11 protein-coding genes are annotated in these 13,586 nt (G+C 66.9%); 4 read left to right on the top strand and 7 right to left on the bottom strand.

Features of this window, described 5'->3' with window-relative positions; all coding sequences use genetic code 11:
- Positions 1–45: 45 nt before the first annotated feature.
- Together ABE424_RS05150 and ABE424_RS05145 are read left to right on the top strand one after the other, a co-directional pair.
- Complete coding sequence (locus tag ABE424_RS05150; RefSeq protein WP_346491987.1) at positions 46–963, top strand: NAD(P)/FAD-dependent oxidoreductase; 918 nt, start codon at positions 46–48, stop codon at positions 961–963.
- A gap of 60 nt (positions 964–1,023) precedes the next feature.
- Entirely contained in the window at positions 1,024–1,710 is a 687-nt protein-coding gene (locus tag ABE424_RS05145; RefSeq protein WP_346491988.1) for a class I SAM-dependent methyltransferase, read from the top strand.
- 51 nt (positions 1,711–1,761) lie between these two features.
- Here the strand turns inward: ABE424_RS05145 and ABE424_RS05140 are convergent, their stop codons facing one another.
- The 3 genes from ABE424_RS05140 to ABE424_RS05130 all read right to left on the bottom strand — a co-directional run bounded on the left by ABE424_RS05140 (position 1,762) and on the right by ABE424_RS05130 (position 3,804).
- Positions 1,762–1,932, bottom strand: a complete 171-nt coding sequence (locus tag ABE424_RS05140; RefSeq protein WP_019184192.1) for a CsbD family protein — start codon at positions 1,930–1,932, stop codon at positions 1,762–1,764.
- A 145-nt stretch (positions 1,933–2,077) separates the two neighbouring features.
- The gene (locus tag ABE424_RS05135) at positions 2,078–2,821 is read right to left on the bottom strand and encodes an SOS response-associated peptidase family protein (protein WP_346491989.1); all 744 of its coding nucleotides are present in this window, start codon (positions 2,819–2,821) and stop codon (positions 2,078–2,080) included.
- Between the two features lie 23 nt (positions 2,822–2,844).
- Positions 2,845–3,804 (bottom strand): cation diffusion facilitator family transporter, encoded by a 960-nt coding sequence (locus ABE424_RS05130; RefSeq protein WP_346491990.1) that lies wholly within the window; start codon positions 3,802–3,804, stop codon positions 2,845–2,847.
- Between the two features lie 303 nt (positions 3,805–4,107).
- Between ABE424_RS05130 and ABE424_RS05125 the strand changes: the two genes are divergently transcribed.
- Positions 4,108–6,945 carry a PAS domain S-box protein gene (locus ABE424_RS05125; protein ID WP_346492030.1) on the top strand — a complete coding sequence of 946 codons (2,838 nt, stop codon included), beginning with the start codon at positions 4,108–4,110 and terminating at the stop codon, positions 6,943–6,945.
- A gap of 27 nt (positions 6,946–6,972) precedes the next feature.
- Here the strand turns inward: ABE424_RS05125 and ABE424_RS05120 are convergent, their stop codons facing one another.
- From ABE424_RS05120 to ABE424_RS05105, 4 genes are all read right to left on the bottom strand, one after another.
- The gene (locus tag ABE424_RS05120; RefSeq protein WP_346492031.1) at positions 6,973–7,317 is read right to left on the bottom strand and encodes a response regulator; all 345 of its coding nucleotides are present in this window, start codon (positions 7,315–7,317) and stop codon (positions 6,973–6,975) included.
- A gap of 183 nt (positions 7,318–7,500) precedes the next feature.
- Positions 7,501–9,924, bottom strand: a complete 2,424-nt coding sequence (locus ABE424_RS05115; RefSeq protein WP_346491991.1) for a PAS domain-containing protein — start codon at positions 9,922–9,924, stop codon at positions 7,501–7,503.
- Positions 9,917–10,390: a response regulator gene (locus tag ABE424_RS05110; RefSeq protein WP_176988594.1), complete on the bottom strand. Its 474-nt coding sequence runs from the start codon at positions 10,388–10,390 to the stop codon at positions 9,917–9,919. The genes ABE424_RS05115 and ABE424_RS05110 overlap by 8 nt, the downstream gene beginning before the upstream one ends.
- Entirely contained in the window at positions 10,387–12,624 is a 2,238-nt protein-coding gene (locus ABE424_RS05105; RefSeq protein WP_346491992.1) for an ATP-binding protein, read from the bottom strand. Before ABE424_RS05105 ends, ABE424_RS05110 begins: the two co-directional genes overlap by 4 nt.
- A gap of 326 nt (positions 12,625–12,950) precedes the next feature.
- Between ABE424_RS05105 and ABE424_RS05100 the strand changes: the two genes are divergently transcribed.
- Entirely contained in the window at positions 12,951–13,559 is a 609-nt protein-coding gene (locus tag ABE424_RS05100) for a hypothetical protein (protein WP_346491993.1), read from the top strand.
- Positions 13,560–13,586: the final 27 nt, after the last annotated feature.

Here is a 13,586-nt window from a genome sequence, read left to right as displayed (position 1 = left end):
CGGTGGGCGGGCGCATGATGCCCTCAACCCAGCCCTGGAAGCGCTATGTCCACTCCCGCGCCCGAGAACGCAAAGTACGACGTGATCATCATCGGCGGCAGCTACGCCGGCATGTCCGCAGCGCTGCAGCTGGTCCGCGCCCGGCGCAAGGTGTTGATCATCAACGGGGGAAAACCGCGCAACCGGAATGCGCGCGTCGCCCATGGGTTCCTCGGCAGGGAAGGCCTGCCGCCGGCGGACATTGCCTCCCAGGCCCGCGACGAACTGCTGCGCTATCCCACCCTGACGTGGCTCACCGATACAGCGGTGTCGGCACAGGCGATCGATGACGGCGGGAGCTTCCAGGTCAGGGTCGAAGAGGGCCAGACCTTCGTGGCGGATCGCGTGATCCTGGCCCACGGGGTGACCGACGACCTGCCCGACATCGACGGCATCGGCGAACGCTGGGGCCGGAGCGTTTTTCATTGCCCGTACTGCCACGGCTACGAGGTGTTCGAAGGGCGCATCGGTGTGATTGGCTGCGCGAAGGATGGCGGCGCGGCCCAGGCCCTGTTGCTCTGCGACTGGGGTCGGATCACGCTGTTCTGCAGCGAGGCATCCGCCAGGATCGATGCGGAGCAGCATGCACGGCTGGAGGAGTGCGGCGTCGTGATCGAATCGGCGCGGGTGACGCGCGTGGAAGACACCGCCACGGTGGTGCTCGCCGATGGGCGGCGGGTGGAGGTGGATGCGCTCTTCATCTCGCCGCATTCGCGGCTGTCCACGGATCTCGCCGGGCAGCTGGGCTGCGAATTGAAGGATGGCGGCTGCATCACCACCGATTCGGCCAAACAGACCACGGTGCCGGGCGTGTTTGCCTGCGGCGATGCGGCCCGGATGGCGGGCAGCATCGCGTTGGCAGTGGGCGAGGGCGCGCTGGCGGGTGTGGCGGTGCACCACTCGCTGATGGGGCTGCTGGAGTGACGCAGTCTTAATGTAACCAATAGTGTTACATTAAGGTCCGCTGCAACCAAGGTGGTCCGGATGTCCTTCTCTGATCCCGATGCCGTCGCCCGGTACGCCGACAACCTCGTCCGCCAGGTACCCGGCGTCCACGCGCTGCACCAGATGACCCACCTCCTGTTGGCCGAACACGTGCCACCGCAGGGTCGCGTATTGGTCCTGGGGGCGGGCGGTGGCATGGAGCTGAAGGCATTCGCAGAAGCGAGTCCTGCCTGGCGCTTCACCGGCGTGGATCCCTCCGCCGAGATGCTAGGGCTGGCGAAGCGTGTCGTGGGCGTTGAGCTGTCTGCCCGCATGGACCTCATCGAAGGCTATATCGAGAGCGCGCCGGATACCGCGTTCGACGGCGCCACCTGCTTGCTGACGCTGCATTTCCTGTCAGCGGAAGAGCGTCTGAAGACGCTGTGCGCACTGCGGCGTCGACTCAAGCCAAGTGCACCGTTGATCATCGCGCACCACAGCGTGCCGAGCGAGCCGTTGGAGAAACACAGGTGGTTCCAGCGCTGGGCCGCGTTCGTAGCGGCGCGCGGTCTGGTGGGAGAGACGGCAGCTGCACGTGCCGACAGCATCGCCAACCGGCTGCCCACGTTGTCGCCGGAGCAGGAGGTCGCGATGCTGGAGGAGGCGGGATTCGAGCGGCCGGGTCTGTTCTATGCCGCGCTGTCATTCCGAGGTTGGGTGGCGTACGCCGGCGATGTACACGGCTAGCCTCCCACTGCTCTCTGCCCGGGTCGGGCCAGAGAGCGGTGGGGTCAAGACTCAGCGGCGAGCGTCATCCCGCGCCTTGCCCACGTCGCTTTGGACTTCGCCAACACCCTTCTGGATCTTGCCTTCCACTTCCTTCGTCTTGTCGCCGGTGACCTTGCCCACGACTTCCTTTACGGTGCCCTTGACCTGGTTCTTGGCGCCTTCAGTGCGATTCTTGTCCATGGTTGACTCCACGATTGATTAGAGAGGGCCCGTGTTGCTGGGCATCTCCACCCTGACGGGAAGGCGGTGGCGCGAAGGTGAAATACGCCGCGGGTGCGGAATCCGTTCAAGCGCCGGAAAGGTTGACGCTCACGCGCGCTGCACGTCATTCATCCGCATCGCGCTCGTCCCCTCCATCGTCTTCCCATTCCTGTGGCTCGGCGGTTCCTGCTGCGGCATCCGGATCGACAGGTTCCAGCAGCGTGTAATCGCCACGCGCGGGATCGCGGAAGGCACGGCTCACGGGATACGCCTCCAAGGCCGGCCTGGACGCTCGGGCACTCAACGCCGCGGGCATTTTGAAAGCACCGCTGAGCCAGTCAAGCGCCGTATCCGCATCGAGGAAGATCGGTCCATCCGGGGTCAATGGCGCCGGGATCGCGGTGTTGGGACCGGTCAACACGGTGAAGCTGTCCAGCTGCTGGCCGTCGTCGCCTTCCCAGTGCTCCCAGAGACCTGCCGCCAGCAGGGCCAGGCCATCGCTGCGCTGCACGAACAGCGGCCACGGCGGTCGGCGCTGCCGGTCCCATTTGTAATACCCGCTCAGGGGCAGCACGCACGGGCGCTGCGCCCACGCCTGCGCGTAGATGCGGCTGCGCGATGCGCGATCCAGGCGGGCGGTGACGGTCGTGTAGGGCGTGGCCGGTTCCTTGGACCAGCGCGGCACCAGGCCCCACACCATGTCGGCCACCGCGATCGAACAATCGTGGTCACGCGCGAGCACGGTCGCGATGCCGCCCTTGCCGATGTTGTAGTGGTCCGGCGCGGTCGCCAGCGCGCGTGCCAATGCGGCGGGAAGCCCGTCGGGCAGGGAGGCGGTATCCGCGATGGCTTGGGCGAATCGACGCATGCGTGGTGCAGTGTCCAGTGTGCTCAGTTGTCGGGATGCGGTTCCGCGAGCGCCGCGCGTCGTGCCTGGAACACCTCCGGCGTCTGTGGCTTGACGAACAACGCCACCAGCTCGGGGTACTCGGCCTTCACCGCCTTCTCGATCCGCGTGATGCACGCCTCGATCTGCGGCGTGGTGCGGTCATCTTCGAATTCCGCACTCAGCATCGCCACCACCTGGTCCGGGCCCATCTGCATCGTGGTCACGCCATTGGCGCGGCGCAGATCGGCATCGGAGCTGGCGACGGCGAGGATGCGCTTGGCCACGCTCGGGTGCGCCGGCTCACCCACCAGCAGGCCTTTGGTTTCGCGGGCGAGCAGGAAGGCGGTGACGGCCAGCACGCCGGCGATGCACAGCGAGGCCACGCCATCCAGGATCGGCATCTCCAGCAGCTGCGCGGCGAGCAGGCCGACCAGCGCGAAGCCCAGGCCGAGCAGGGCGGCACTGTCTTCCAGCAGCACGGTGAACGTGGAGGGATCCTTGCTGCGGCGGAAGGCTTCGAAGTAGCCCAGCGAACCCTTGGTGGCGCGGAACTCGCGCAGCGCGATCCACCACGAGGTGCCCTCGAACACGATCGAGACGCCGAGCACGATGTAGCTGATCAGATGGTTGGTGGCCGGCTCGGGATTGCGGATGTGCTGGATGCCTTCGTAGGCCGATACACCGGCGCCGGCCGCGAACACCAGCAGCGCCACGATGAAGCTCCAGAAGTACAGCTCGCGCCCGTAGCCGAAGGGATGCAGGGTGTCCGGCTTCTGCTCCGCCCGGTGCAGGCCATACAACAACAGGAGCTCGTTGATGGTGTCCACCAGGGAGTGGACGCCCTCGCTGAGCATGGCCGAACTGCCGGAGATGCCGGCGGCGACGAACTTGGCGATGGCGATGGCGAGGTTGCCGGCGAGGGCGGCATAGATGACGAGACGGGAGCCAGTCGGCTTGGCCATGGCGGTCGGCGGGAGCGGGGAGGGTGCGCGCATCATCGCGGACGGCGCGTCCCGGGCGCGTGCACGTCACTGCCTTGACGTGGTTTTGCCCCGTGTGGATTACATTGCTCTCCCCTCCCGGCTGGCCGACCGCTGCCCGCCGTTCCCCCGCTGCTGCAACGCCTTACGTTCAAGGTCCGGTGCCCCGATGATGTCTGTCCTTCCCTGGTCTGTCGTGCGGCTGCACGGCGTCTGTCGATCGGCTTCGCCGGAGCGCGGCGCGTGACGGCAACGGCAGCGCGGTTTCCCGGTGCCACCGGGCCGATGGCCGAACAGGTCCGCGCCCTGGAGTGGCAGGCGACGCCGGTAGGGCCGATCGAGACCTGGCCCGCCGCATTGCGCAATGCGATCAACCTGATTCTGGCCTCGCCCGAGAGCATGTACGTGGTCTGGGGCGATGACCTGACCTTCTTCTTCAACGATGCGTACAGCCCGATCCTGGGCCCGCGGCTGGACGGTGCGCTGGGGGCGCCGCTCCGGCAGTTGTGGGCCGATGCGTGGGATGCCGTGCGGGAACCGATCGAAGGCGCCTTCGCCGGGAGGTCCTCGCGCTACGAGAACCTCCCGGTGTCGATGAGCCGCCGCGGCGTGCCGGAAGAGACCTGGTGGACGTTCTCGTTCTCGCCGATCTTCCTCGACGATGGCAGCGTCGGTGGCGCCTTCTGCGTGACCAACGAGGTGACCAGCATCATCGTGGCGCAGCAGCGCCTGGCCAAGGAGAACGAGCGGCTCATTGCCCTGTTCGACAAGTCGCCGATGTTCATGGCCTTCCTCAGCGGGCCCGAGCACCGGGTGGAGCTGGCCAATCCGGGTTACGAACGCCTGGTCGGCAACCGCCATGTCCTTGGAAAATCCATTCGTGACGCGCTGCCGGAGATCGTCGATCAGGGCTTCATGCCCCTGTTGGACGAGGTCTACCGTACGGGCAAGCCCTACATCGGCAGCGAGGTGGTGTATGACGCGCCGTTTCCGTCCGACCCCACCTCGGCCAGGCGCATGCTGGATATCGTGTTCCAGCCGGTGGCCGGTGCCGATGGCAGCACCGCCGGCGTGTTCGTGCAGGGCCTGGACGTGACCTCCCACATCGAGCTGCAGCGCTCGATGCGGCGGGTGGAGGCGCGCAACCGGCAGATCATCGACAGTGCCAGCGACTACGCGATCGTCGCCTCCGACCTGTGCGGCAGGGTGACCCTCTGGAATGCCGGGGCCGAGCACATTTTCGGCTGGAGCGAGGCCGAGATGCTGGGCCAGGATGTCGAGGTGATCTATACCCCCGAGGACATCCAGGCCGAGCGGCTGCGGCACAACCGCGACGTTTCGATCGCCTCGGGCGGCGTCAGCGGCGAGCGCTGGCTGGTCCGCAAATCGGGCGAGCGCTTCTGGGCGAGCGGTGCCATGACCGTGCTGCGGGACGAGGACGGGACCGTGCAGGGCTTCGTCAAAGTGCTGGGCGACCGCACCGAGCAGCGCCGCGCCGGCGATGCGTTGGCGCATAGCGAGCGCCGCCTGGGTGCGCTGGTGAGCGCCTCGTCGCAGTCGCTCTATGCGGTCACCGTGGATTGGCGGGAGATGCGCCAGATCCTGGCGACCGGGCCGGTGGCGCACGACGAAGCCCTGCCCGTGGTGACCGACTGGCGGGAACGCTACGTACACCCGGATGATCTCGACCTGCTCGAGCAGGCGATCGCGCGTGCGACGGCGCAGCGGCAGCCGCTGGAACTGGAGCACCGCAGCCTGCTGGCCGATGGCAGCGTGCGCTGGGTGCAGATGCGTGCCGTGCCGCTGTTGGACGGTGCCGGTGAGATAACCGAGTGGTTCGGTACCGCGGCGGATGTCACCGAGCGACGCCAGGCCGAGGAGCAGTTGCGCGAGCTGACCCTGACCCTGGAGGAGCGCGTGCAGACCCGCAGTGCCGAGCTTCAGGTCGCCGAGGAGCGGCTGCGGCAGAGCCAGAAGATGGAGGCCGTGGGACAGTTGACCGGCGGCCTGGCGCACGACTTCAACAATCTGTTGACCGCCATCTCTGTCGGCCTGGAACTGCTGGAGCTGCGGATCGATCAGCGGCGCTACGACGATGTGGGCCGTTACCTGGAGATGGCGCAGTCCAGCGCGTCGCGCGCCACCGCGCTCACCCAGCGGCTGCTGGCGTTCTCCCGCCGGCAGACGCTCGCGCCCACGCCGGTGGTGGCCGACGCAATGGTGCGCGGGATGCTGGACATCATCTCCCGCACGCTGGGGCCCTCGATTGCGATTTCCACGCAGCTGGAGTCCGATCCCTGGGCGGTGCTGGTGGATGTGCCGCAGATGGAGAACGCGCTGCTCAACCTGTGCATCAACGCCCGCGATGCGATGCCGGATGGCGGCCCGCTGGTCATCAGCGCGGCGAACGTGACGCTGCACGGCGAGGAGGCGGCGCTGCTGGATACCCCCCCGGGCGATTACATCCGCCTCTCGGTCAAGGATGCCGGGAGCGGCATGGATGCGTCCGTGATCGAGAAGGTGTTCGAACCGTTCTTCACCACCAAGCCGATCGGGCAGGGGACCGGCCTGGGCCTGTCGATGATCTATGGCTTTACCCGGCAGTCCGGCGGTCAGGTGCGGATCGATTCCCAGGTCGGCCTCGGTACGACGGTGGAGCTGTATCTGCCGCGTTTCATCGGCGAGAGCGCCGGGGAAACGGCGGACGAGGCCGCACCGGAGCTGCCGGCGATCGTCACGCCCAGCGTGGGCACCATCCTGGTGGTCGAAGACGAGGAGGCGATCCGTGCCTTGCTGGTCGAGGTGCTCGGCGGCGCCGGCTATCGCGTGCTGCAGGCACCGGAAGGCGGCCAGGCCATCGACCTGTTGCGATCCGGGGAAACGGTCGATCTGCTCATCACCGATGTCGGATTGACCGGTGGGCTCAACGGCCGCCAGGTCGCCGACGCGGGACGCCAGGTGCGCCCTGCGTTGCCGGTGCTGTTCATTACCGGCTACGCGGCATCAGCTGCGGTGGGAGCAGGCCAGCTAGAGGAAGGCATGGAAGTGCTGACCAAGCCGTTCACCACGGCCGAACTGGAGCGACGCACCCGCGCGCTGCTGGCGAGCAGGAACAGGATCTGATGCAGCCGGCGGGGCTCCCGGCCGCGATCACAGCAGCGACCGCACCGAACTCACCAGTTGCTTGAGCGTGAACGGTTTGCGGAGCAGTTTGATGTCGTCGCCGAGGAAATCCGGACGGGCGCCAGCGGGCCCGGCGTAGCCGGTGACCAGCAGGATGGGCATGGCCGGGTGCAGCGTGGTGGCGATGGTGGCCAGGCCGCGGCCATCCATGCCGGGCAGGCCGACGTCCGATACCAGCAGATCGAAGGGGCCGTCGCGCTTGAGGCACCCCAGCGCGGTCTCGGCGTCGGCGACGTCGAGGACATCGAAGCCGTCGTCGCTGAGGATGTCCTTGGTCATCTCCCGGATCGGTGCGTCGTCTTCAACCAGCAGGACGCGGCATCGCGGGTGGGTACGGGCAGCACTCATTGCGGGCGGAGATCCTCGTGGCGTGCAGCCACCTGTGCGGAACTCCACCTTAGCGCCCGTGCGTGTTAGCCGGCCGTGCATCGCACGCCTGCCCGGCGTCATGACGGCCGGGAACTCCTGTCACGGCTCCCGTCTGGCCCGGGGGTCTCAGTTCAACCCGGCACCGTTGTGGGCGGCGCTTTCATCCTGCAGCGAGGTGCGGATGGAGCGCGCCAGATCGCTGCGGGTGAACGGTTTGGCCAGCAAGGCGATGCTGCGGCCGACCGTGCCGCTGGCGTCGATATCGCGCGGATACCCCGAGGTGAACAGCACCCGCAGGCCGGGCTTGCGGGCCAGCGCTTCCTTGGCCAGCGCCCACCCGGACATGCCCGGCATCACGATGTCGGAGAACAGCAGGTCCACGCGCACGTCGGTCCGGTCCAGCAAGCGCAGCGCGGACGGGCCGTCATGGGCTTCGAGCACGCGATAGCCCAGCTGGCGCAGGGTGTCCACGGTGTAGGCCCGGACATCGTCATTGTCCTCGGCGACCAGGACCGTCGTTTCCTCCTCGACCTCGAAGGCGTCCAGCGCCTGGGCGTCGCCCATACGGGTACTGGGCAGGGCGGCCGCAGAACGCGGGAACAGCAGCGTGATCGTGGTACCGGTGCCCTCGGCGGAATCCAGCAGGACGTGCCCGCCGGACTGCTTGGCGAAGCCGTACACCATGGACAGGCCCAGCCCGGTGCCGCGGCCGACCTCCTTGGTGGTGAAGAACGGCTCGAACACGCGCGCCATCACCTCCGGCGACATGCCCTGGCCGGTGTCGCGCACGCGGATCATCGCGTACTGGCCGGGGGGAACATCGGGATGCTGTTCCGCGTAATCCTTGTCCAGGTGGATGTTGTCGACCTCGATCGTCAGGCGACCGCCCTCGGGCATGGCATCGCGTGCGTTGACCGCGAGGTTGAGGATCGAGGCCTCGAGCTGGCTCGGATCGATCTCCACGCACCAGATATCCGGGCTGTGCAGCATGTCGATCTGCACCAGTTCGCCCAGCGACCGCTTGAGCATGTCCTGCATGCCGCGCATCTCTTCGTTCAGATCGACCGGCATGTTCTTCAGCGGCTGGCGGCGCGAGAACGCGAGCAGGCGCTGGGTGACGTTGGCCGCGCGCATGACGCCCTTCATGGCGTTGTCGAGCGCACGCGAAGAGTTGCCCGCCGCGTCGCCGAGCCGGTCGGTGAGCATCTTGGCGTACTCGATGTTGCCGGCGATCACGGTCAGGATGTTGTTGAAGTCATGCGCGATCCCACCGGTCAGCTGGCCCACCGCCTCGATCTTCTGGCTGTGCCGGAGTGCCTCTTCGGCCTGCCGGCGCGCGGTGGTTTCCACGGCTTCGGAGACGACCGCGGTGATCCGCGCCTGATGATCAAACAGGGGCCGGAACGAGAAGTCGAACGTGCGCTTGCCGGTCGGCAGGCGCAGCTCCAGCTCATGGCGGGAGGCGGTGCCGGCCGCGGCCTCGAGGATGGCGGTGCAGACCACGGCCGGCACACCGGGGGTGTCGGCAAACCACGCCGATTCGCAGTACAGGTTGCCGCGCACGTCCTGCTTGTCGGCCAGGATGGCCGCCAGCGAGGCGGAGTTGGTGTCGATGATGTAGCCATCCAGCGTCAGCAGGTTCTGGTGCTGGAAGCTGGATTCGAACAGGGCCTGCAGCCGGCTTTCGCTGCGGTGCAGGGCCGAGGTCCGCTCGTCCACCTGGCGCTCCAGCGATTCGTTGCTGGCCTTCAACAGGGCCTGCGCCTGCTTGAGCTCGCTGATGTCGCGTGCCATGGCGTAGTAACCCACCACCACCCCGTCGGGGCCCAGCTCGGGCACGCAGTCCACCTGCGCATGGCGGGGGGTACCGTTGCTGCGCAGCGACAGCATGTCGAAACTCACCTTCTCGCCAGCCAGCACGCGATCCAGGTGCTGCTGGATACCGTTGAAGGCGTCTTCGCCGATGACCTCGCGGGTATGCCGCCCGACCAGAGCGTCCGGGGTCAGCCCGTGCCATTCGAAGTAGGCATTGTTGGCAAAGCGGTAGCGGTGGTCGTGGCCGAAGTAGGCGATCAGCGCCGGCAGCGAATCGGTGATCAGCTTCAGCCGCTGGTGGCTGTCATGCAGCTCGGCCTCCACGCGCAGCAGCCGGCGACGCTCCTGCGCCTCCTGGATGGCACGGACGACGGCGTCGGGCAGCCGCTGCAGGCGCGACTTGACCACGTAATCGCGGGCGCCGCGCTTGAGTGCCTGCACCGCCAGCTCTTCGGTGAGCGTGCCGGAGACGAAGATGAAGGGCGTCTCGGGTGCGATCTCGCTGGCAAGCGTAAGGGCCGCGTCGCCGTCGAAGCCCGGCAGCACGTGGTCGGCCAGGATCACATCGAAGGAGGCCTTGCCCAAGGCGTCGAGCATGCCCTGGTGCGACCAGGTGCGCTCGGCCGTGAACGGCAGGCCGGCGCGCCGCAGCTGCGCGCTGATCAGCTCTGCATCGAGTGCGCTGTCTTCGACCATCAGGATGCTGATGGTCCCTGTTGTGGCAGCCTCAGCCATCGTGTCTGCTCTTCCCGCCGAACAGCGTGCCGTTCGGCGGCGGCTGGTTGGTGATGCCCCAGAACATGCCCAGCCCCTGAATCGCCTCCAGGAATTCCTTGAAATCCACCGGTTTGACCACGAAGGCGTTGACGCCCAGTTCGTAGCTGCGGATCAGGTCCTGCTCCTCCCGCGAGGAGGTCAGCATCACCACCGGGGTGCTGCTCAGGGCGCGGTCGGTGCGGATTTCCTTCAGCACTTCCAGGCCGTTGAGCTTGGGCAGCTTGAGGTCCAGCAGCACGACCACGGGCCCGCCGTGCATGGCCCCTTCGTAACGTCCCTGGCAGCGCAGATACTCCAGCGCTTCCACGCCGTCGCGCACATGGGTCACGTCGTTGAGCAGCTGGCAGCGCGCAAGCGCCGCCATCGTCAGTTCGGCGTCTTTCGGGTTGTCTTCTACGAGCAGGATCGGTCGCAGATCTCTCATAGGTGGTCTCCAGCAGTAAAGGGGATGGTGAAAAAGAAGGTCGCGCCGGCGCCAACCTGGCCCTGGGCCCAGGTGCGGCCGCCATGGCGGGTGATGATGCGGTGGACGTTGGCCAGGCCGATGCCGGTGCCTTCGTACTCATCGACGTGGTGCAGCCGCTGGAACACGCCGAACAGCTTGTCCACGTAGCGCATGTCGAAACCGCAGCCGTTGTCCTTCACGAAGAAGACATCCTCGGTGTCCGTGCGTTCGTGCCCGATTTCGATGCGGGGTTCGGGCGTGTCGCGGGTAAACTTGATCGCGTTGGCCAGCAGGTTCTGCCAGACCAGCCGCAGCATGCCGGGGTCGGCCAGCACCTTGGGCAGGGGTGCGATCTGCCAGTCGATGGCGCGGCCGGTGTATTCCATGTCGAGCTTGTGGCGCACGTCATCCACCAGGGCCGTCATCTCCATCGCGATCTGGCCCATGGTCGAGCGGCCCATCTGCGAAAAGCTGAGCAGGTCATCCACCAGCGTTCCTGCGGATTTTGCCGACTCCACGATGGTCTCGAGGAATCTCTTTTCTGAATCGTTCAATCTCTCGCCGGCCGAGGACCACAGCAGTTCCGAATAGCCCACGATGTGGCGGAACGGCGCGCGCAGGTCATGGCTGACCGAATACGAGAATGCTTCGAGCTCCTTGTTGCTGCGCAGCAGCTGCTCGTTCAACGCGGCCATTTCCTCGGCCTTGCGCAGCACGATGTCGACGATCGCGGCGCGCAGTTCCAGCGCGGCATCGCGGTCCACCTCGTTCCAGGGCAGCGACTGCTCGCGCACGGTCTGCTTCCAGCCCTCGAACGAGGTCCGCGGCGACAGCGGCTGACCGGTCTCTTCCTTGCGCGGATCGCCGCCCCAGCGCACGGTGCGGACCACCTCCGGCCGGAACCAGATCACGAAGCTGTCGTGGAGCTGCGAGATGGAGATGGCCAGCACGCCACTGGCGACGCCGGCGAAGGCCTCTGCCTCTTTCCATCGCTGCGGCAGCGTATCGGTGCAGAAGATATCGCCCTCGATCTGCTGCGCCGTCAGCCACTGGACCAGCTGCATCACCTGGCGCTGGCTCGGGCAGTCGCCGTGCAGGATGCATTCCCCACGGTGCACGATCGCCGCGCCCGTGGAGTGGGTCAGCGCGAGCAGGCTGTGCTGGTCGCGGCCGAGCGCGGCCATGAAATCGGTATCGCCGGCCATCCGCCCGAGCAGCCGGACCTGGATCGCCCGGCGCGCGATCCGCTCTTCGATCAGCACCGCGCGCTGCTTCAGCGCTATCTGCAGCGACAGGATCTGGCCGATGAACTCGCAGGCCGTGCGCACGTGGTACGGCACCCGGCGCGCGACCTGGTTGTGGCAGGAGATCAGGCCCCACAGCTCGCCCTCGCACAGCACCGAGACCGACATCGATGCACCGGTCCCCATGTTGCGCATGTACTGCAGGTGCACCGGCGAGACGCTGCGCAGCATCGCCGGGCCCAGGTCCGTGGGCGGCGCAGCGGCGATGGCCGGCAGCCGCACCAGCGGCACGGGGGTGTAGTGGCTGTCGGCGATGAGCCGGACCCGGTTCTGCCGGTACAACTCGCGTGCCTGCGCGGGGATGTCCGATTCCGGGAAGCGCAGGTCGAGGTAGGAGGGCAGTACGGTATTGCGATCTTCGGCCACCACCGCGCCGTTCCAGTCCGGGTCGAACTGGTAGAGCATCGTGCGATCGAAACCGGTCAAGGCGCGGATGTGCTCGGCGGCGAGCTCGCACAGCGCCTGGGTGGTGGGCGCACGCTCGATGGCGGCCATGAAGCGGCGGATCGAGGGGTACAGGTCTTCCAGCGAGCCCGGCTCACCCGGTACCGGCGCTTCGAGTTCGATGATGATCTCATCGCCGATCCGGTGCGCCACGGTGTGGTGATGGCCCGCGGTGCCCACCGGGTGCGTTCCCAGGAAATGCGAAGCGCCTTGCTCCAGCGCTTCCAGCAGCGGCCTGCAGTGGGCCAGGGTACCGCCGAGCACCGTATCCAGAGAGTGCCCCAAGGGATCGCCGAGCGCCTCGATGAGGTCCGGTTGCGCGACGGCACGGGCGTTGACCGTCAATGTCAGGTGATCGAGGACCAGGATCAACCCGTAAGGCTGGATTGCGCCGGGGGTACGGATCGGCTCACGCGCGCAGCTGGACAGCTCCAAGGCGCTTGCGCCGGAATTCCTCGAGGACATTCATTGACTCCTGCTCGTTGCCAGTGGTGACCACCGCCCGAATGGCACGGCGTCGCCTGGTCGTCAGGAGCTCACACCGTCCACTGCGACGCGGTGTGCCACAGTTCCCTTATTTTTGCATAGGCGTGAGCCCCTATCTGTGAGGATGCGATGGCATTGTTCCGGACGCGACAATGGTAGGGCGATGCGGTTTTGATACCAGCGCCGGTTTGCCGCTGGCGCCGACATCGAAGACCATGGGGCAGGAAGCGCCCACTGGCCGGGCGCAAAGCCGGCCGCACGCCGCTCGATGGCGCCGCTGCGTGCCGATGGAGGAGGGAACCAACATGAAACCCCTGCAGGGAATCCAGGTCTCGGTCTATACCCGCTGGCATCAATTGGCTGTGCCATTGGCCTTCGCACTGGCCGCCGGCAGTTTCATGTTCATCGTGCTCAATCGGGGACCGGTCGGCGTCGCGATCGTGGTCGCCCTGCTGTCCCTGGTGATTCCGCCCTTGCTCGCCTTCCAGGGATTTCCCACCCGCAACGAGGTGATGGTGATGCCCGACGGCCTGATGTTTTCCCGGCGCGATGCCGTGCCCTTTGCCGAGCTGTCCCGCTGGGGAACCGACGACTACCTCACCCTGGTGCGACCGGGCAGGGCAACACTGATGGTGAGCGCGGCGGACCTGCAGAGTCGCGACCGGCTGCTGCGCGAGTTCCAGCACGCACTGGACACCTGGCATCGGCAGCAGCCAGCGCTGACCGAGCCGATCCGACGCACCTGGTTTTATGGTTCCGTAGGTGCGCGCGCCATCGGTGCCTTGATCGTCGGGCTGGGAGCAATGTGTATTGTCATGGCGCTGCGGTTGCGTGAGCCGTCCATTGAGCTGGCCATTGTCGGGGCGCTGGGCGGAGTGTTCGGGGTTTTCATGCTGTTGGGCCGTCGCGTCTGAGCAGCGGGTGGGTGCCGCGACGATGCC

This window comes from Stenotrophomonas sp. TWI1149 (assembly GCF_039673155.1).
GTDB classification, from domain to species: domain Bacteria; phylum Pseudomonadota; class Gammaproteobacteria; order Xanthomonadales; family Xanthomonadaceae; genus Stenotrophomonas; species Stenotrophomonas maltophilia_AA.
The sequence above is the reverse complement of the archived record's forward strand: the minus strand, read 5'-3'. Positions and strand labels throughout refer to the sequence as shown.